This window comes from Aeromicrobium sp. (assembly GCF_023146395.1).
Taxonomy (GTDB): domain Bacteria; phylum Actinomycetota; class Actinomycetes; order Propionibacteriales; family Nocardioidaceae; genus Aeromicrobium.
In genome coordinates this window covers 22,000-40,560 of the sequence record NZ_JAGLCD010000011.1, presented here as the reverse complement: position 1 = coordinate 40,560, position 18,561 = coordinate 22,000, and the positions used below count along the sequence as shown (strand labels likewise).

Genomic DNA, 18,561 nt, shown 5'->3' with positions numbered 1-18,561 from the left:
TGCTGGGCGAGGATTCTAGGCCGCCGAGATCCAGCCGGTCATGCGGTCCAGGCCGTCCTCGACCCGCTCGATCGCGGACCGGTCCGGGGTCGACGGAAGCTGCGCGACGACCTCGGCGACGCTCGCGACCGACGCGTCGGTGACGACGGCGTACACGACCCCGTCGGCCTGCCAGGCGGCGACATTGGGCTGTCCCTCGCGGACCCACACGACCGAGTCGGCCAGCGTGCGCCGCTGGAAGTCGGCGAGCGCGGCGTCGTCGAGGCGCCCGATCTGCTCGATCAGGTGCAGCTGGACGTGCTCACCGGAGTAGCGCAGCGCGATGGCCGCGTCACCCAGGAGACGACCGTCGACGCGCTCGAGATCACCGGCCAGCACCGTGTGGCACGGCCACCCGTCGGCGTCGAGCCGGGCGAGCTCGCGGGGGCTCAGCGGTGTGGTGTCGCTCGACGCGGCCGCAGGAACCGTCGTCGACGTCGCCACCACGTCGGGGGCACGGCGGCTCGCGGCCTCCGCCAGGAACTCACTGACGTACGCGTCGAAGTCGGGGTCCACGGGATCGCCCGTGCTCGGCAGCGGCGGCGCGAGCACGTACGCCAGCAGGAGCACGGCGGCCGAGGATCCCACGAGGGCCACAACGACGCCGACCGAGCGCCGCAGGGCCTGCCGCCGGGGCGAGTCCGGCTCCCTGGGGTCGGAGGCCACGGCCGCCAGCGCCGCCGCCAGGTGGGCCGGCACACCCGCCGGCCCACCCGCGGGCGCGGTCCGCGCCATCCGGCGCTTGAGCTGCTCCTGCTCGGCAACGACTGAGCGGCACCGCTCACACTGCTCGAGGTGGCGACGAGCGGCCAGCTCCCGCGCGGGCGGGAGCTGCCCGTCGACGAACGCCGCGACATCGGCACCGAGATGGGTCATCCGACCCCGACCGGTCCCCAGACCCGGGTGCGCCCCGTCGTGGGCGCCCGGTGCGACAGCGCAGCCCGCAGCTGGGTGCGCCCGCGGTGGATGCGCGACCGGACCGTACCGAGCTTGATGCCCAGCACGTCGGCGATCTCCTCGTAGCTCAGGCCTTCGACGTCGCACAGCACGACGACGACCCGGAAGTCCTCCGAGAGCGCCTGCAGGGCCTGCTCGATGTCCGGGTCGAAGCCCGCACCGTCGACGGCTTCTTCCGGGCGGAGGTCCTGGGCCAGCAGGCGGTCCTCGGCGCCGTCGGCGAAGCGGTCCATGCGGATGCGCGAGGCCCGGCGAGCCCGGTCGAGGAACAAGTTGGTCGTGATGCGGTGCAGCCAGCCCGGGAAGTTCCCCGGCTCGTAGGTGTCGAGCGAGCGGAACACCCGGACGAAGACGTCCTGGGTCAGGTCCTCGGCGTCGTGCGGGTTGCCCGTGAGCCGCAGCGCAAGCCGGTAGACCCGCGCGGAGTGCTCCGCCACGATGGCGTCCCACTCCAAGGAGGGGTGCGGCTCGGTCGTGACCACGGAGTTCCTGTCGCTCGTCATGCACTGATCGTGCCGGTTCTTGCTGAGAGAACGCTCAGCACCGGCTGACGGTTCCCCAAACCCGGCGACCCGTGGCCCGGCCTGCGGTTCCACCGCCATTGTCCCGCGTGGTGCCGCCGCCTGCAGGTCGAGCGGGACTAGGCTGGAGCCGTGGCGGAGGACAGCATGATCAACGCGGCCAGCCTGGCGTTCGCCGAGGGCTACCCGCGCGAGGACGCGATCCTCGCCGAGGCGCGGCAGCGCGCCACGGTCGTGGGGGTGGCTCCCATCGGTGCGGGCGGTGGCGCGACGCTCGCGTTCCTGGCCGCTGCCGTCGACGCCAAGGCCGTCGTGGAGGTCGGCACCGGCACCGGCGTGTCCGGGCTGTGGATCCTGCGCGCCAGCACCGACACGGTGCTGACCTCGGTCGATCTCGAGGCCGAGCACCAGCGCCATGCGCGCGAGGTCTTCACGCTCGCCGGCATCGCCCCGCAGCGCTTCCGGCTCATCGCCGGAGCCGCGCTCGACGTCATGTCGCGCCTGGCTGACGGCAACTACGACCTCGCCTTCCTCGACGGCGACAAGGTCGAGTACGCCGAGTACCTCGACGAGGCGGTTCGCCTCGTCCGGCCCGGCGGGCTGATCTGCTTCGACAACGCGTTGTGGCACGACCGCGTGGCCGATCCCGCGCAACGCGACCCGGAGACGAGCGCGATCCGCGACCTGCTGCAGCGGGTCAGTGACGACGAAGCTCTGCGCGCGGTCCTGCTGCCGGTCGGTGACGGCATGCTGGCCGTGCAGAAGATCGCCTGAGCTCAGCTCTCGAAACGGGCCGACGAGCGGAACCCGGCGGGCCCCCGCACGGCGGCGACGACCTCGAACGCCTCGATCAGCTCCGGCCCGGACCCGATGATCTCGCTGCCCGCCGCCACGTCGGCGCTCGCGGTGAAGGCAGCCTGGAACTCGGCTCGCGCCTGTTCCGAGACGAACACGTAGGTGCCCTCGAACCACTCACCGTCGCGAGCACGCCACGTCTTGTAGCGCAGACCGTCGAGTCCGGCGAAGCGTGAGAGCGACACGTCCTCGACGTAGGCGTGCAGCCGTTCGAGCGTGCCAGCCGGTGCGCCGGTCAGGGACCAGCGCACCGAGAGGCCGAACATCAGACGGCTTTGAGTGCGTCGCCGAGCGTCGCGGCTTCCTCGTTGTTGAGCTCGACGACAAGGCGTCCCCCACCCTCCAACGGGACGCGCATCACGATGCAGCGTCCTTCCTTGGTGACCTCCATCGGACCGTCACCGGTCCGAGGCTTCATGGCCGCCATGAGTTCCCCTCTCGTCGAACAGGCCCACCGTGGTGGCGGGCCCGTGCCTCATTATCTCCCATGCGCCGACGCGATGCGACGCCACGGGTGTGTCAGATCGATGTCGGGCCGCGTTCGGGCCTCAGGCGGGCGCCGTGGCGCAGTCGGCCAGGTGGTCGTCGACGACGCCGACCGCCTGCATCAGCGCGTAGGCCGTGGTGGGGCCCACGAACCGGAATCCCCGCGCACGAAGGCGGCGGGCCAGGGCCGTGGACTCCGGGGTGACGGCCGGGACCTCGGCGACGGTGCGTGGGCGAGGGCGCGGACCAGGACCACTGGCCCAGATGATCTCGTCGAGCTCGCCGTGCAGTTCCAGCACCGCGCGGGCATTGCCGATCGCGGCCTCGATCTTGGCGCGGTTGCGCACGATGCCGGCATCGGCCAGGAGTCGCTCGACGTCGGGCTCGCCGAAGCCGGCCACGACCTCGGGGTCGAAGCCGGCGAACGCCTCGCGAAACGCGGGCCGCTTGCGCAGGATGATGGCCCACGACAGGCCGGACTGGAAGGCCTCCAACGTGATGCGCTCGAACAGGCCGACGTCGCCGTGGACCGGACGCCCCCACTCGGTGTCGTGGTACTGGACCATGTCGGGCGCGGTGCCCCAGGGGCAGCGCGGCTGGCCGTCACGGCCGGGAAGGACGCTCACGGCCCGATCGTGTCACGGGGCACCGACACCGCTACCGGCTGAGCCAGGTGCGGAGCTTGTCCTCGACGCCGCGCAGGTGCGCCACGGGAACCTGCTCGTCGGCCTTGTGCGCGTACAGCGGGTCGCCCGGACCGTAGTTCACGGCGGGCACCCCGAGGACGGTGAACTTCGCGACGTCGGTCCAGCCGAACTTCGGTCCGACCTCGGCGCCGACGGCCTCCACGAACGCCGCCGCCGCCGGACGCTGCAGACCCGGCAGGGCCCCCGGCGCGGAGTCGGTGACGGCCAGGTCGTACTGCGGGAAGGTCTCGCGCAGGAACGCCAGCGCCTGCTCCTCGGAGCGGTCGGGCGCGAAGCGGAAGTTGACCGTCAACGATGCGGCGTCGGGCACCACGTTGCCCGAGACCCCGCCGGAGATCGCGACGGCGTTGAGGCCCTCGCGGTACGTCAGCCCGTCGATCTCGACCTCGCGCGAGACGTAGGCCTCGAGCGTGGCGAGCGCCGGCGCGAGGGCGTGGATCGCATTCGACCCCATCCACGAGCGGGCGGAGTGGGCCCGCTCCCCCGTCGTGCGCAGGTCGACCCGCATCGTGCCCTGGCACCCCGCCTCCACTCCTGCGTTCGAGGGCTCCATCAGGATCGCGAAGTCCCCCTCGATCCACGCAGGATGCTCGCGGGCCAGGCGGCCCAGTCCGTTGTGGACCGCCGCGATCTCCTCGGCCTCGTAGAACACGTAGGTGACGTCGCGGGTCGGCTCGGGCACGGTGGCCGCCAGGCGCAGGGCCACCGCGACACCGCCCTTCATGTCGCACGACCCCAGGCCGTGGAGCACGCCGTCCGCCAGGCGAGAGGGCAGGTTGCCGTTCGCGGGCACGGTGTCGAGGTGCCCGGCGATGACCACGCGCTCGGCACGCCCGAGGTCGGTGCGAGCCACGATCGTGTGGCCGTCGCGCACGACCGACAGGTGGGGCAGGCGCCGCAGCGCTATCTCGACCTCGTCGGCGATGAGCTGCTCGTCGAGGCTCTCGGACGGCAGGTCCACCAGGGCCGCGGTCAAATCGACGACGTCTGAGCTCAGGTCGAGGGCCATGGGTCCCACTCTGTCACGCAGGCGCCGGGCCGGTCACTCGGCGTCGAACACGCAGAACTCGTTGCCCTCGGGGTCGGCCATGACGGTCCACGGCTCGTCGTCCCCCGCTGCGCGCAGCAGCATCGCGCCCCGGTCCCGGAGGTCACGGACCGACGCGCCGGGGTTCAGCCGGACGTCCCAGTGCACCCGGTTCTTGACCGCCTTCGGCTCGGGCACCGGGGCGAAGTCGAGTCCCTCCCCGGGGAGGCCGGGGACGTCCTCGACGCTGGAGTAGGCGCCGCCGTCGTCGCGCACCAGACGCCCGCCCAGGACGTCCGCCCACCAGGTCGAGATCACCAGGTGGTCGGCGGCATCGATCTCGAGCGCCTTGAACCCCGGTACGGCGCCGTCCTTGACGAAGACGCAGAACTCGTTGCCCTCCGGGTCGCAGAAGGTGGTCCAGGAGAACTCGCCGGGCTCGCCGAGCCGCTCGAGCGCCCCGAACGGCTCGAGCGAGGCCTCCCACACGTCGAGATGGACCCGGTTCTTGACGGTCTTGGGCTCCGGCACGCCGTTGATCCAGATCGTCTGGCCCGGGTCGTCGCCGCGGAGCACGGCAGCCGTGCCGTCGCCGAGCACCTCCCGGCGCAGCCCGAGGCGCTCGGCCCAGAACTGGGCCGATGCCGCGGCGTCGACCGCGTCGATCACGAGATCCTTCCAGGTCACGAGGCTCATGGGACGAATCTAGGCCCGTGCCGTCGCCCCGGCACCCCTCGTGGGCTGGTGGACTCAGTCCTGGACAGCCTTGATGATCGTGACCGCCGCGGTGACGCGGTCGGGCTCCCCCCGCCCCGCGACAGAGTCCTCGATCGCCCACATCGCCTGGTGGGCCTCTCGCACGACGACCCAGTCACGGGCCCGCTGCTCGTCGAGGCCGGCGACGTCGACCAGGGTGTGGAAGCGCCGCCGCACCGCGAACCTCGGGTCGCGGGCGGCGAGCACCTCGTCCCACCGGTTCCAGAGCATCGGGGCCGGCTCGTAGTGGGGGTCGCCGGAGAGCGGCTGCGGGTCGATCGCGAGCCACGCCGCGCGTTCCGCGGCCAGCACGTTCTCGTCGTGGAGGTCGGTGTGCACGAGGGTGCCGTCGGTGGCCGGGTCCGTGGCGAACGCGCGGCCGAGGTGCACGGCCTGATCGACCATGCGGCGCGGGAACGGTGCCGATCGAGGCAGCGCGGCGAGGTCCTCGGTCCATCGCGCGACCTTCGCCGAGAGGCGGTCCAGGCGCGCCGGGGCCGGCACGTGGAGCGTCGCGTAGAGGCCCGCCACCACCTCGCACGCATCCAGCGCGTCCACGGTCAGGAGGTCGGTCGGCTGCAGACGCTCGAGGAGGAGCACGTTCGACGCAGGGTCGGCCGCGAGCATCCGCACGGCACCGCGTCCGTCCCACCGCCGCAGCGCGAGCCACTCCTGGCGCGGCTCCTCGAACGGCCACCCGGCCTTGAGCACGGCCGGTGTCCCGTCGGACAGCACCGGCACCACGACCGCGGTGTGCCCGTGCAGCGGCGGGCCGTCGACCACGAGGTCCCACGCCTCGATCGCATGGGCGAGCCGGCGCGGCACGGAGCCGATCCACGCCGCCCACCGCTCGCCGCGGCCGGCGTGCGCGAGGAAGCCGGCGGGCAGCTCGAACGGCAGCAGGCTCACGTCACGAGCCTGCCAGCCGCCCGGCAGTGGTCAGAGCGTCGACTGCACGCCCGCGAGGAGCTGGCGTCCCATGACGATGCGCTGGACCTGGTTGGTGCCCTCGTAGATCTGGGTGATCTTGGCGTCGCGCATCATGCGCTCGACCGGGTAGTCCCGGGTGAAGCCGTAGCCGCCGAGCAGCTGCACGGCGTCGGTCGTGACCTGCATCGCGGTGTCGGAGGCGAACGCCTTGGCCGCGGCGCCGAAGAACGTGAGGTCGGAGTCGCCGCGCTCGGAGCGACCGGCGGCCGCGTAGGTGAGCTGGCGGGCGGCCTCGATCTTCATGCCCATGTCGGCGAGCATGAACTCGATGCCCTGGAACTCGGCGATGGCCTTGCCGAACTGCTTGCGCTCCTTGACGTAGCCGAGCGCGTAGTCGAGGGCCCCCTGGGCGACGCCGACGGCCTGCGCCGCGATCGTCACGCGGGTGTGGTCGAGGGTCTTCATCGCGATGCTGAAGCCCTCGCCGACCTCGCCGATGATGCGGTCGCCCGGGATGCGCACGTGGTCGAGGTAGACCTCACGCGTCGGCGAGCCCTTGATGCCGAGCTTCTTCTCCGGCGCACCGAACGACACGCCCTCGTCGGACTTCTCGACGACGAACGCCGTGATGCCCTTGCTGCGCTTCTCGGGATCGGTCTGCGCCAGGACGGTGTAGAACTCCGACTCGCCGGCGTTGGTGATCCAGCGCTTGGTGCCGTTCAGGACCCAGTCGTCGCCGTCGCGGGTGGCCTTGGTCTTCTGGTTCGCGGCGTCGGAGCCCGCGTCGGGCTCCGACAGGCAGTAGGAGAAGCCGCCCTCGCCCGCGGCGAGCCGGCTGAGGTAGGTCTTCTTGATCTGCTCGCCGCCGCCGATCTGCACCGGCAGCGAGCCGAGCTTGTTGACCGCAGGGATCAGCGACGACGACACGCAGACCCGGGCGACCTCCTCGATCACGAGGACCGTGGCCAGCGCGTCGGCGCCGGCTCCGCCGTACTCCTCCGGCACGTGGGGGGCGTGGAAGTCAGAGGCGAGCAGGGCCGCCGCCGCCTCGTGGGGGTAGCGGGCCTCCTCGTCGACCTGCGCCGCGTACGGCGCGATCTTGTTCTCCGCGACCGCACGCACGGCCTCGCGGATCGCCTGGTGCTCCTCGGACAGCACGAACATGTCACTCATCGTCGACTCCTGGTGGACGGACCTCACGGGCCCGGGGTGGAGGGCCGCGTCTCTATTCTAGGACGTCCGACTAACGGCAATCCCAGCACCCGACCTGCCAGATCGCGAGACGTCGCCCAGACTGGGACCGTGACACGGCGATTCGACGGGCACATCGTCGGCCTGGGCACCACGAGCGGCACCCGCGTCGTGGTGGGGATCTGGGAACGCAGCCCGCACGGGCCGTTCGCCGACGCGATGGTCGAGCGACCCGACGGGCACCGCATCCTGCTCGCGCCCGACGCCTGGGTCGCCGACCTGGTGGCCACGACCTACCGCTTCGACGAGGTGCAGGTCGTGGCGGTCGCGCTCGACGGATGGTCGATCCAGGCCGGACCGCTGCAGGCGCGGTGGACCCCCGGCGCCCGCGCGCCGATCGGCTGGCTGCTGCGGTGCGTCCCCCGCCCCGTGGCTCACCACGAGACCTGGGCGCGCCTCTGCGACCCCGTGGCGCGGTGCGTCATGCCGGGCGTGCGCACCCACGGCACCGCAGGCCAGGGCCGCACCGAGTGGTATGCCGCGACCGACGCCTGGCAGGTCACGTCGGCCACCGTCAGCTGGGACGGCCAGGACCTCGGCCCCCTGGCGCCGGTCGACCCGCCGGTGCGGTTCGGCTTCGCGTCGGCACCGCGGACCCCGACGCTCAGCCGCGTCACCTCCTTCATCCGCGACCGTCCCTGACCGGGGCTCACCTCCCGCGCGACAGTGAGACGCACTTCACATCCGCGCCGGACAATCTCACACCCTCTCGATGGCGCGATCGCCCGGTGTCTCCGGCACAGTTGAACGGTGGACTTCCGCCAGGGTCCGCACGTCTTTCGCAAGGAGCAGTGGAGCGTTGACCGAGAACGCCAGTCTTTCCGTCCCCTCGACCTCACCCCTGCCTGACCAGGTCACGACCGACGTGCTCCTGGTGGGGGCCGGCGTCATGAGCGCGACCCTCGGCACGATGCTCCGCACCTTGGAGCCGGACTGGTCGATCACGGTGCTGGAGCGGCTCGCGGCGCCGTCGCTGGAGAGCTCCGGCCCGTGGAACAACGCCGGCACCGGCCACTCCGCCCTGTGCGAGCTCAACTACACCCCCAAGCTTCCCGGCGGCGACGTCGACATCTCGAAGGCGCCGGTCGTCAACGAGCAGTTCCAGCTCTCGCGTCAGTTCTGGTCGCACGCGGTCGAGAACGGCACCTTGTCGGACCCGTCGACGTTCATCAACTCGGTGCCCCACGTGAGCTTCGTGCAGGGCGCGGAGAACGTCGAGTACCTGCGCAAGCGCCACGACAAGCTCGCGGCCAACCCGCTGTTCGAGGGCATCGAGCTCGTGACCGACCGTGACGAGTTCGCGCGGCGCCTGCCGCTCATGGCCGAGGGGCGCGACGAGTCCGAGGACGTCGCGATCAGCTGGGCCGAGAACGGCACGGACGTCGACTTCGGGGCGTTGACGAAGCAGTTCGTCGACCACCTGGCCCGCACCGGCGCCGACATCCGCTTTGACCACCAGGTCAAGAACCTGACGCGCGAGAGCGACGGCTCGTGGCGCGTCGTCGTCAAGGACCGCCAGCACGGCAAGTCCGTCGTCATCCGCGCCAAGTTCGTCTTCGTGGGTGCCGGCGGTGGCGCCCTGCACCTCCTGCAGCGCTCCGGCATCGAGGAGATCAAGGGCTTCGCCGGCTTCCCCGTCAGCGGGCAGTTCCTGCGGTGCCTGGACGAGGACGTCGCGGCCAAGCACCAGGCCAAGGTCTACGGCATGGCCGCGGTCGGCGCCCCGCCGATGTCGGTGCCCCACCTCGACACCCGCGTGATCGACGGGCACCGCTCGCTGCTGTTCGGCCCCTACGCCGGCTGGACCCCGAAGTTCCTCAAGCAGGGCTCGTTCACCGACCTGCCGAGCTCGATCCGCCCCGACAACCTCCTCCCGATGGCCGCGATCGGCGTCACGTCCTGGTCCCTCATCAAGTACCTCGTGCTCGAGCTGGCCAAGACCCGCGGCGGCAAGATCGACGCGCTGCGCGTCTTCGCCCCCGAGGTCGAGGACCAGGACTGGGAGCTCATCACGGCGGGCCAGCGAGTCCAGGTCGTGCGCCAGAAGGGCCGCTTCGGCGGCTCGCTCGAGTTCGGCACGACGGTCGTGAACGCCGCCGACGGCTCGATCGCCGGTCTCCTGGGCGCCTCCCCCGGCGCCTCGACGGCGGTCGCCGCGATGCTCGACGTCCTCGAGCGCTGCTTCCCGGCACGTTTCGAGGCGTGGCGCTCCCAGCTCAAGGAGATCGTGCCGTCGTTCGGCACCTCGCTCGCCGAGAACCCGGCCCTGCTCGCCGACCTGCGCACCTGGACCGACAAGACCCTCGAGCTCACTCGCTGATCGCTGACCCGTCCGCTGGGCGTTGAGTGGCGCGCCAGGCCGCGCCCGAGTGTGGTGTGCCCGCCACCGCTGGTGGGCGGGTCCCGGCGCGTCCCTGGAGGTCAGCGCGGGCCGAACCCGGCGGGCCCGGAACCCGCGGCGCCGCCGCGAACCTTCGCGCCCTTGGCCCGCGCAGCGTCGGCGAGTCCGGTCTGGAAGTCGAGCATCCTGCGCGTGAGGTCCGCGTCGCCCACGGCCAGGATGCGTGCCGCGAGCAGTCCCGCGTTGCGCGCGTTGCCGATCGAGACCGTGGCGACCGGCACGCCCGCCGGCATCTGCACGATCGAGAGCAGCGAGTCCATCCCGTCGAGGTACTTGAGCGGGACCGGGACGCCGATGACGGGCAGCGGCGTGACGGCCGCAAGCATGCCCGGCAGGTGGGCGGCACCGCCGGCACCGGCGATGACGACCTCGAGGCCACGCCCGTGGGCATCACGGCCGTACGCGAGCATCTCGTCGGGCATGCGGTGCGCCGAGACGACATCGGCCTCGAAGGCCACGTCGAACTCCGCCAGCGCCTCACCGGCGGCCTGCATGACCGGCCAGTCGGAGTCGGACCCCATGACGATTCCCACGCGCGCGCTCATGCGCCGATCCTAGCCAGCGCCCCTCCGCCCGACGGGCGGTGAGTGATCCACGGTTCCGGGTGGGGCGGTGAGGCTTCCACCAGCGGCGGTGAGTGATCCCCCGTCTGAGCTCTCGTGCGGTGGAAGACTCACCGCCCCGCGGATTCAGTCGGTGGCGATCAGGGCCACGGCGATCACGATCGCGACGCCGTGGCCCCACAGGACCTGGCTCGAGTTCGCGGCACGGGCCCACGCGTTGGGCTCGAGGCCACCCAGGTGCACGCCGGCCAGCTTGTCGATCGGGCGCACGTCGAGTCGGACGCGGGCGCAGGCCTCGGCTCGCAGCGCCGAGGCGGGGTCGCCGCTGCGCACGAGGGCGCCGATGCGGCGCCGGTACGACCAGACCGCCACGACGCAGGTCGAGACCCAACCGCCGATCCACAGCATCAACAGTCCGCCCAGACCCGCCTGGGCCGACTGCCCACCGGTCAGGGCCAGCGCGACGAGGACGGGGCCCGCGACCAGGAGCGGCAGCAGCACGACCATCCAGGCGAGCAGCGCGAGGTGGGCCCGCGCGGTCAGCCAGCGCGCACGCGGGGAGGTGAGCCGCTCCACGAGGTCAGCCGTCGGTCAGGATCGCCGCCGCGCGGCGCGCATCGGCCAGGACGGTGTCGAGGTCGGCACCGACGACCGTGACGTGACCGACCTTGCGACCGGGCTTGACGCTCTTGCCGTACAGGTGGACCTTCGCGTGCGGCACCGCGGCCAGCGCGATGGGAAGCTGCGCCTCCAGATCGGTCACGGTGCCGCCGAGCACGTTGACCATGACGCTCCACGGCGCGAGCGGGGTGGAGGGCCCGAGCGGCAGGTCCATGACCGCCCGCAGGTGGTTCTCGAACTGGCTCGTCACGGCGCCGTCGATGCTCCAGTGCCCCGTGTTGTGCGGTCGCATCGCGAGCTCGTTGACGAGGATCCGGCCGTCGGTGGTCTCGAAGAGCTCCACCGCGAGCATCCCGACGACGTCGAGCTCCGTGGCGACCTGCTCGGCCAGCGACGCGGCCTGCGCGGCCAGGTCCGGAGCGAGGTCGGGCGCGGGAGCGACGACCTCGGCGCAGACCCCGTCGGCCTGACGCGACTCGACGACGGGGTAGACCTCGACCTCACCGCCCGGGGTGCGCGCGACCTGGGCCGACAGCTCCCGGCGGAAGTCGACGAGCTCCTCGGCGATCAGGCGCACCCCGGGCGCGAGCGCCCCGTCGTCGAACAGGGCTGCGGCGTCGGCCGGCTCCCGCACGACCCAGACACCCTTGCCGTCGTAACCGCCCCGCGTGGTCTTGACCACGGCGGGCAGGCCGAAGTCGACGACGTCCTGGGTCGTCTCGACGACCGCCCACCGCGGGCAGGGCGCGCCGAGCGCCGTGAGCCGGGTGCGCATCTCGCCCTTGTCCTGGGCGAACAGCAACGCGTGCGGGCCGGGGCGCGGTGCGTGACCGGCGGCCTCCAGCGCGCGCAGGTGCTCCGGAGGGACGTGCTCGTGGTCGAACGTCACGACCGTGACGCCCTCGGCGACACGCTCGAGGTCGGCGAGCACCGTGTGGTCACCCACGATCGAGTCGGCGACGACCTGGGCCGCCGAGACGTCGGGACCCTCGGCCAGCAACCGGATGCGAAGGCTCAGGGCGATCGCCGGCTGCTGCATCATCCGGGCCAGCTGGCCTCCACCGACGACGGCCAGGTGAGCGCGTGACATGCGCCGAACTCTAGCGAGGCGGCACCACGGGGATGAGTCCGCCCACTCGGGCGGTGAGCTGGTCGCCTATCGCCCACTCGGGCGGTGAGCTGCTCGTCTTTCGGAACGCTCGATCGACGAGCAGCTCACCGCCCGTGCCGTCCATGGGCGAGCAGCTCACCGCCCGTGCATGGTCTGTGGCCCGCCGGGACCGTGCGCCTCAGCGCGAGCGGAAGGCGCGGCGCTGCGACACCGTGATGGGGGCGACGTCGCCGAAGCCGCGCAGCGGGCGGGGCGGCAGGGCGCGGGTCGCGAACTCCGGGCCGAGCGAGGCCGCGGTGGCCTCGTCGACCAGGACGCGGTTGGCCCGCGCGACGTGCGAGAGCCGGGCCGCGAGGTTGACCGGCGGGCCGAAGACGTCACCGAGGCGGCTGACGACCGATCCCGTGGCCAGACCCACCCGGATCGCCGGGACGTCGTCGCGCGAGCCGACGGTCGTGACGAGATCGAGGGCGATGCGCGTGGCCACGACCGGATCGACCGTGACGTAGAGGACGGCGTCGCCCAGGGTCTTGATGACGCGCCCTCCCCCCACCGTGATGACGTCGGCGCCTCGCTCCTCGAACCGCTCGACCAACGAGCCGAGAGCCGCGTCGTCGAGCTGGTTGGTCAGCGACGTGAAGCGACTCAGGTCCGCAAAGCCGACCGTCATGGTCGTCGTGCGCAGCTCGGTGTCGTTCGCGCCGATCGCCTCCATGCGCGCGGCCGCCACCGTGAGGTGGCGGCGCCAGACCTGGACCAGGATGTCCTCGAACCGCGGTGCGACCTCGGCCGCGAGCGTCAACGCGACCCCGAGACGACTGTCGGCCCGCCCCACCTCGACGTCGCGCTCCATCTCGTCGACGAGCGTCGCGACCTCCCAGTCGGCCAGGCGGGCCATCGTGACGCCCATGGCCCGTGCCAGGCGCAGCACGGTGTCCTCGGTCAGCAGGTCCGACTCGATCGCCGCCTTGACGAGCTGGAAAGCCGCGACGTCGGCCTCACCGAACGCCTGGCGCCCTCCCGGCTCGGGGAAGCCGAGCGCCCGCCACAGACGCCGCGCGAGCTCGGGGTCGAGCTCGGCGTCGACCGCCGCCGCGGCGATGTCGCGATCGAGCTCCTCGCGCAGCAGGAGTCCGAGCAGCCGGTTGCGCAACGAGACCCGGCGCGGCTCGCGCAGGGGCTCGTCTGACGGCGGTGAGGGGGAACGGGTCATCGCGGCGGCTCAGTCGTCGTTCTGGTTCTGCACCTCGAACACCAGGTCGCTGATCAGGCGGTGGAACTTCTCGACCGACGGGATGTCGTCGAGCGTCATCCCCTCCTCGTCGGCCGCGTTGTGGACGATCAGGGTGCCCGAGCGCAGGATCCGGTCGTTGAGGTTCTTCTCGTACGAGACGTCGTTGATGCGACTGAGCGGGATGACGCGTCCGTGCCGAGTCAGGATGCCCCGCTGCTCCACGACCCGACGGTTCGTCAGGGTGTAGGTCCACAGGTACCAGCGCAGGAACGGCACGACCGAGAACCACACGAGCACGACGAGCGCGACCGCGATGATCGCCCAGCGGACGTAGCCATCGCCGGCGTCTCCGGCCTGCGCGGCACCGAAGGAGCCCGCGAAGGCCGCCACGAGGAGCACGACGAAGGGCAGGAAGAGCGCCTTGACGTGCGTCCGGGTGGTCAGGATGTTGTGCTCACCGGACATGAGCATCTTCTCGGACAGCGCCATGGGGTGATCTTGTCATGCGGTGCGCCCCACGGGCAGGGTCTCGCCCTCAGTCGCGGGCCCGGACGTGCGTCACGTCGCCCGCGCTGACCGCGGTGCGACGCTGGTCCGCGCCGGCCACGACGAGTCGCCCGTCGGCGTCGACGTCCTCGGCCGTGCCGTGCAGGACGGAGCCGTCCGGCATCGCGACGTCGACGACCCGTCCGACCGTGGCGCACCGCGGGACGTACGCGGCGCGCAGCGCTTCGGCGTCGCCTCGGGCCCAACGGTCGTAGGCCTGGTCCAGGTGCTCCAGCAGCCGGGTGAGCACGTCGAGGCGATCCAGCTCGCGGGCCCCGGCGATCCGCAGGGACGTCGCGTGGGGCACGGGGAGCTCGTCCTCGGTCAGGTCGACGTTGAGCCCGATGCCGACGACCGCTGCCGCGGGCCATCCGGTGGCGGGGGTCTCGACTCTCTCGAGCAGGATGCCCGAGATCTTGCGCCCGTCGACCAGCACGTCGTTGGGCCACTTGACGCGGCCGCCGACCCCCAGGGTGGCCAGGGTCGCCTCGACCGCGAGGCCGACCGCGAGGGGCAGCCAGACCCAGTGACGGAGCGGGACGTCCGGTCGCCAGACGAGCGACACGGCGATGCCGCTGCGCGCCGGCATCGAGAAGGTGCGGTCGAGCCGGCCTCGGGCGGCCCGCTGGTGGTCGGCCGTCACGACCGAGCCGTGCGGTGCCCCCTCGCGAGCCCACTGGGCCGCGTCGGCGTTGGTGCTGCCGGTCTCGGCCAGCACCCGGAGGCCGCCGAGCCGGTGCGCGAGCGCGGCTGACAGGGCTGCGGCGTCGAGCGGCTGGCGGTGAGAGCGGGCGTCCACGCGGCCAGAGTCGCACAGCGCTGGAGGCAACCTCTCGGCACGGTCACCACTGACGGTGGTTACGCTGACCCCCGTGACCGAACAGACGACTGACGACCTCGAGATCCGTCCGGAGCTCCACACCACGGCCGGCAAGCTCGACGACTTCCGCGACCGCAACCGCCAGGCGACGGTCGTCGTCGCCGAGAACGCCGCCGAGAAGCAGCACAAGCGTGGCCGCAAGAGCGCGCGCGAGCGCATCGAGATGCTCTTCGACGAGGGCTCGTTCGTCGAGCTCGACGCACTGGCCCGCCACCGCAGCCACTCCGCCGCGCTGCAGGACAAGCGCCCCATGGGTGACGGCGTCATCACCGGCTACGGCACGGTCGACGGCCGCCAGGTGTGCGTCTTCAGCCAGGACTTCAGCGTCTTCGGCGGCAGCCTCGGCGAGGTGTACGGCGAGAAGATCACCAAGGTCATGGACCTGGCGATCAAGGCCGGGTGCCCCATCGTCGGCATCAACGAGGGCGCCGGCGCCCGCATCCAGGAGGGCGTCGTCTCGCTCGGCCTGTATGGCGAGATCTTCAAGCGGAACGTGCACGCCTCCGGCGTCATCCCGCAGATCAGCATGATCATGGGCAACTGCGCGGGCGGCCACGTCTACTCGCCCGCCGTCACGGACTTCACGATCATGGTCGACCAGACCTCCGGCATGTTCATCACCGGCCCCGACGTCATCAAGACCGTCACCGGCGAGGACGTCACTATGGAGGAGCTCGGCGGCGGTCGCACGCACAACACCAAGAGCGGCAACGCCCACTACCTCGCCTCCGACGAGGACGACGCGGTCGACTACGTCAAGGCGCTGCTGTCGTACCTGCCGCAGAACAACCTCGAGGAGGCGGAGGTCTACGACGAGGCGTCCGACCTGGAGCCGAACGAGACCGACGAGGCGCTCAACACGCTGATCCCCGACTCCGACAACGTCCCCTACGACATCCGCACGGTCATCGAGACCGTGGTCGACGACGGTGACTTCCTCGAGGTCCAGCCGCTCTTCGCGCCCAACATCGTGATCGGCTACGGCCGCGTCGAGGGCCGCAGCGTCGGCATCGTGGGCAACCAGCCGATGCAGTTCGCCGGCTGCCTCGACATCGATGCGTCCGAGAAGGCCGCGCGCTTCGTGCGCACGTGCGACGCGTTCAACATCCCGGTCCTGACCTTCGTCGACGTGCCGGGCTTCCTCCCGGGCACCGAGCAGGAGTGGAACGGCATCATCCGCCGAGGCGCCAAGCTGATCTACGCGTACGCCGAGGCCACCGTGCCGCTGATCACGGTCATCACGCGCAAGGCCTACGGCGGCGCGTACGACGTGATGGGCTCCAAGCACCTCGGTGCCGACGTGAACCTTTCCTGGCCCACGGGTCAGATCGCCGTGGTCGGCGCCTCGGGCGCGGTCAACATCCTGTACCGCAAGCAGGTCGCCGCGGCGGACGATCCCGAGGCCATGCGCCAGGAGCTCATGACGGCCTACGAGGACGAGCTCTGCAATCCCTACATCGCCGCCGAGCGCGGCTACATCGACGCCGTCATCGAGCCGTCGACGACGCGCGCCGAGGTCACCAAGGCCCTGCGTCTGCTCAAGACCAAGCGCGAGACGCTGCCGCCCAAGAAGCACGGGAACATTCCTCTGTGATGAGCGACGAGCCGAACGAGACGCCCGAGACGGCCACGGAGCCGCAGAAGCCGGCCCTGCGGGTCGTCTCGGGTGATCCGACGCCCGAGGAGCTCGCCGCTCTCGTGGCGGTGCTGGCCGCCCGCTCGGCCGCAGCAGCCGACGCCGCGTCCCGGGCGCGCAAGCCGGTGCGCTCGGAGTGGGGCAGCCCCGCGCGCGCCGTGCGGGGCACGCACCGCCCCGGTGTCGACCAGTGGCGTCGCTCCTCCTGGGGCTGACGTGCCGCTGAGGCACGAGCCGGACACCTCCGTCGCCGACTGGATCGTCGAGGCGGACGTCCCGCGCGAGGTCCTCTCGCTGCAAGGGCCGCCCGGGTACGAGGCCTACGTGACCGTCCACCTGGACGGCCAGGACGCCGATCCGTACCGGTCCGACCCCGACCTCGTCGCCCTCGTGACGCGCCTGGCCGCGGCCCACACCGCGACGCCCGACGACGCGCTGTTCGCCCTGTGGGACGGGTGGGGCGAGCTCGACGAGGGCGACGCCCGGTTGCTCGGTGTCGACGTCGGGTACCGCGTCTTTCCTCGACTGTTTCGTCCGCACCCTCGCCCGGCGACCCCGCCGGCTTTCGCGCCGTCGGTCCTGTCGGCGACCCGCCTCGACCTCGGGGGGACGCGCTCGTACCTGCTGTTCCGCGGCCGCCTCGACCAGGTCGGCGACTGGGGCGCCCGACCGCTGGCGCCCCAGTGGCCGCGTCAGCTCCCCGGGGCGTCCCTGACCTGGCCTCGTGACCGCGCCTGGTTCATCGCCGCCGACATCGAGCCCTCCTGGTTCACGGTGGCGGGATCGCGCGAGCTGATCGACACGCTGCGTTCTCGTACCGACCTGGTCACGGGCTCGACCGGGTACGGCCGCCCCAAGGAGTGCTCATGAAGATCGTCCTCGCCTCGCAGTCGCCCGCACGCCTGGCGACCCTGCGGGCTGCCGGCATCAAGCCCGAGGTCGTCGTGTCCGGGGTGGACGAGTCGCAGATCGTCTCGCGCGACCCGGCCAACCTCGCCTCGGCCCTGGCCCAGCTCAAGTGTCGGGCCGTGGCAGCCGGTCGACCGGAGGACCTCGTGATCGGGTGCGACTCCGTGCTGGCGTTCGAGGGCGAGATCCTCGGCAAACCCGGCGATGCTGCGACCGCCACGAGCCGGTGGCGACGCATGCGGGGACGCTCGGGCGTCCTGCACACGGGCCACTGCCTGCGCCTGCGCGGCGAGGAGGTCGTGGAGGCCTCCTCCACGATCGTGCACTTCGCCGACGTGAGCGACGACGAGATCGCGGCGTACGTCGCGACGGGTGAACCGTTGCACGTCGCCGGCGCCTTCACGATCGACGGCTACGGTGCGGCCTTCGTGCGCGGGATCGAGGGCGACCCGCACACCGTCGTGGGCATCAGCGTGCCGCTGCTGCGCGAGCTCGTGGCCGACCTGGGCCTGCGCTGGACCGATCTGTGGTCGTTCATCCACCCGAACGAGTGAGGTGCGTCGCCGCGTCGTCGAGGCTTCCGGCTCCGTAGGTGCGCAGCAGGTCCGCCACGGCCGGGTACTGCTCCTCGAGCAGTCCGGCAGCGGCCAGGTGGTCGGTCGCCGACGCCACGCTGCGGAACACGGCCTGGACGGCTGCGGCGGTCTCGCGCGGGGACGTCCGCCGCGCCGTCCCGGTCAGGGCCTCCCCCGAGGCGCCGGCACCGGCGATCTCGGTCAGGGCCTGGTCGATCGTCATCTGGCCGGTCTCCACGCTGGCGACGCACTCGACCATGACCTGCAACCGGCGCACCGCGCTGGGGTTGCCGATCTTGATTCGTCGGGCGCTCATGACCTGCGACAGCATCGGCGCCGAGATGCCGAGCAGGACAGCCAGGCGGGACTGGTTGAGGCCGAGGACCGCCCGACAGCGGTCGAGCACGTCGCCCAGAGGTTCACCGTAGAGCTCGCGCTGCGCGGCGCGGTTCGCCTCGACATCAGCCACGCGTTCCTCCGAAAATTTGCACTCGCGAATGCACCCATGTTGACAGCCCCAGCGGAGCGAGGCAAACTGCTGTCAAGATTTGCAACT

Annotated in this window: 23 protein-coding genes; 7 read left to right on the top strand and 16 right to left on the bottom strand. The window is 71.7% G+C overall.

Features of this window, described 5'->3' with window-relative positions; genetic code table 11:
* Positions 1–15: 15 nt before the first annotated feature.
* On the bottom strand, positions 16–915 hold the full coding sequence (locus KAG51_RS09635; protein WP_290583063.1) for a zf-HC2 domain-containing protein: 900 nt from the start codon (positions 913–915) through the stop codon (positions 16–18).
* Positions 912–1,499 carry an RNA polymerase sigma factor SigE gene (sigE, locus tag KAG51_RS09630; protein WP_290583061.1) on the bottom strand — a complete coding sequence of 196 codons (588 nt, stop codon included), beginning with the start codon at positions 1,497–1,499 and terminating at the stop codon, positions 912–914. The genes KAG51_RS09635 and sigE overlap by 4 nt, the downstream gene beginning before the upstream one ends.
* Positions 1,500–1,649: 150 nt before the next feature.
* On the opposite strand from sigE, the gene KAG51_RS09625 reads away from it, so the two are divergent.
* Complete coding sequence (locus KAG51_RS09625; RefSeq protein ID WP_363316158.1) at positions 1,650–2,291, top strand: O-methyltransferase; 642 nt, start codon at positions 1,650–1,652, stop codon at positions 2,289–2,291.
* A 2-nt stretch (positions 2,292–2,293) separates the two neighbouring features.
* On the opposite strand, the gene KAG51_RS09620 is transcribed toward KAG51_RS09625, so the two are convergent.
* The 7 genes from KAG51_RS09620 to KAG51_RS09590 form a co-directional block, all read right to left on the bottom strand.
* Positions 2,294–2,638: a hypothetical protein gene (locus KAG51_RS09620; protein WP_290583059.1), complete on the bottom strand. Its 345-nt coding sequence runs from the start codon at positions 2,636–2,638 to the stop codon at positions 2,294–2,296.
* Complete coding sequence (locus KAG51_RS09615; RefSeq protein ID WP_019145023.1) at positions 2,638–2,799, bottom strand: DUF3117 domain-containing protein; 162 nt, start codon at positions 2,797–2,799, stop codon at positions 2,638–2,640. Before KAG51_RS09615 ends, KAG51_RS09620 begins: the two co-directional genes overlap by 1 nt.
* Positions 2,800–2,920: 121 nt before the next feature.
* Positions 2,921–3,484, bottom strand: a complete 564-nt coding sequence (locus KAG51_RS09610; protein WP_290583057.1) for a DNA-3-methyladenine glycosylase I — start codon at positions 3,482–3,484, stop codon at positions 2,921–2,923.
* Between the two features lie 31 nt (positions 3,485–3,515).
* Positions 3,516–4,574: a succinyl-diaminopimelate desuccinylase gene (dapE, locus tag KAG51_RS09605; protein ID WP_290583055.1), complete on the bottom strand. Its 1,059-nt coding sequence runs from the start codon at positions 4,572–4,574 to the stop codon at positions 3,516–3,518.
* A gap of 33 nt (positions 4,575–4,607) precedes the next feature.
* Positions 4,608–5,288 carry a VOC family protein gene (locus KAG51_RS09600; RefSeq protein ID WP_290583053.1) on the bottom strand — a complete coding sequence of 227 codons (681 nt, stop codon included), beginning with the start codon at positions 5,286–5,288 and terminating at the stop codon, positions 4,608–4,610.
* A gap of 54 nt (positions 5,289–5,342) precedes the next feature.
* Entirely contained in the window at positions 5,343–6,257 is a 915-nt protein-coding gene (locus KAG51_RS09595; RefSeq protein ID WP_290583051.1) for an aminoglycoside phosphotransferase family protein, read from the bottom strand.
* 30 nt (positions 6,258–6,287) lie between these two features.
* On the bottom strand, positions 6,288–7,451 hold the full coding sequence (locus KAG51_RS09590) for an acyl-CoA dehydrogenase family protein (protein WP_290583049.1): 1,164 nt from the start codon (positions 7,449–7,451) through the stop codon (positions 6,288–6,290).
* A 129-nt stretch (positions 7,452–7,580) separates the two neighbouring features.
* Here KAG51_RS09590 and KAG51_RS09585 point away from each other — a divergent pair, with 129 nt between their 5' ends.
* The gene (locus KAG51_RS09585; protein WP_290583047.1) at positions 7,581–8,171 is read left to right on the top strand and encodes a hypothetical protein; all 591 of its coding nucleotides are present in this window, start codon (positions 7,581–7,583) and stop codon (positions 8,169–8,171) included.
* A 157-nt stretch (positions 8,172–8,328) separates the two neighbouring features.
* Positions 8,329–9,849, top strand: coding sequence for a malate dehydrogenase (quinone) (mqo, locus tag KAG51_RS09580; RefSeq protein ID WP_290583045.1), 1,521 nt, complete (start codon positions 8,329–8,331; stop codon positions 9,847–9,849).
* Positions 9,850–9,950: 101 nt separating this feature from the next.
* Here mqo and purE read toward each other — a convergent pair whose 3' ends face one another.
* The 6 genes from purE to KAG51_RS09550 all read right to left on the bottom strand — a co-directional run bounded on the left by purE (position 9,951) and on the right by KAG51_RS09550 (position 14,804).
* The gene (gene purE / locus KAG51_RS09575; protein WP_290583043.1) at positions 9,951–10,475 is read right to left on the bottom strand and encodes a 5-(carboxyamino)imidazole ribonucleotide mutase; all 525 of its coding nucleotides are present in this window, start codon (positions 10,473–10,475) and stop codon (positions 9,951–9,953) included.
* A gap of 144 nt (positions 10,476–10,619) precedes the next feature.
* Positions 10,620–11,069 carry a hypothetical protein gene (locus KAG51_RS09570; RefSeq protein WP_290583041.1) on the bottom strand — a complete coding sequence of 150 codons (450 nt, stop codon included), beginning with the start codon at positions 11,067–11,069 and terminating at the stop codon, positions 10,620–10,622.
* A gap of 4 nt (positions 11,070–11,073) precedes the next feature.
* The gene (locus KAG51_RS09565; protein ID WP_290583039.1) at positions 11,074–12,204 is read right to left on the bottom strand and encodes a 5-(carboxyamino)imidazole ribonucleotide synthase; all 1,131 of its coding nucleotides are present in this window, start codon (positions 12,202–12,204) and stop codon (positions 11,074–11,076) included.
* A gap of 199 nt (positions 12,205–12,403) precedes the next feature.
* Positions 12,404–13,438, bottom strand: a complete 1,035-nt coding sequence (locus KAG51_RS09560; RefSeq protein ID WP_290583037.1) for an adenylate/guanylate cyclase domain-containing protein — start codon at positions 13,436–13,438, stop codon at positions 12,404–12,406.
* A 9-nt stretch (positions 13,439–13,447) separates the two neighbouring features.
* Complete coding sequence (locus KAG51_RS09555; protein ID WP_290583035.1) at positions 13,448–13,948, bottom strand: PH domain-containing protein; 501 nt, start codon at positions 13,946–13,948, stop codon at positions 13,448–13,450.
* A 46-nt stretch (positions 13,949–13,994) separates the two neighbouring features.
* On the bottom strand, positions 13,995–14,804 hold the full coding sequence (locus KAG51_RS09550; protein WP_290583033.1) for a biotin--[acetyl-CoA-carboxylase] ligase: 810 nt from the start codon (positions 14,802–14,804) through the stop codon (positions 13,995–13,997).
* A 73-nt stretch (positions 14,805–14,877) separates the two neighbouring features.
* On the opposite strand from KAG51_RS09550, the gene KAG51_RS09545 reads away from it, so the two are divergent.
* From KAG51_RS09545 to KAG51_RS09530, 4 genes are read left to right on the top strand one after another with little or no spacing between them, the layout of a single operon-like run.
* The gene (locus KAG51_RS09545; protein ID WP_290583031.1) at positions 14,878–16,479 is read left to right on the top strand and encodes an acyl-CoA carboxylase subunit beta; all 1,602 of its coding nucleotides are present in this window, start codon (positions 14,878–14,880) and stop codon (positions 16,477–16,479) included.
* The gene (locus KAG51_RS09540) at positions 16,479–16,736 is read left to right on the top strand and encodes an acyl-CoA carboxylase epsilon subunit (protein ID WP_290583029.1); all 258 of its coding nucleotides are present in this window, start codon (positions 16,479–16,481) and stop codon (positions 16,734–16,736) included. The genes KAG51_RS09545 and KAG51_RS09540 overlap by 1 nt, the downstream gene beginning before the upstream one ends.
* A 1-nt stretch (position 16,737) precedes the next feature.
* Positions 16,738–17,391 (top strand): hypothetical protein, encoded by a 654-nt coding sequence (locus tag KAG51_RS09535; protein ID WP_290583026.1) that lies wholly within the window; start codon positions 16,738–16,740, stop codon positions 17,389–17,391.
* Positions 17,388–17,984: a nucleoside triphosphate pyrophosphatase gene (locus KAG51_RS09530; protein ID WP_290583025.1), complete on the top strand. Its 597-nt coding sequence runs from the start codon at positions 17,388–17,390 to the stop codon at positions 17,982–17,984. Before KAG51_RS09535 ends, KAG51_RS09530 begins: the two co-directional genes overlap by 4 nt.
* On the opposite strand, the gene KAG51_RS09525 is transcribed toward KAG51_RS09530, so the two are convergent.
* Positions 17,965–18,474 (bottom strand): DNA-binding protein, encoded by a 510-nt coding sequence (locus tag KAG51_RS09525; RefSeq protein ID WP_290583023.1) that lies wholly within the window; start codon positions 18,472–18,474, stop codon positions 17,965–17,967. The genes KAG51_RS09530 and KAG51_RS09525 overlap by 20 nt on opposite strands.
* Positions 18,475–18,561 lie beyond the last annotated feature (87 nt).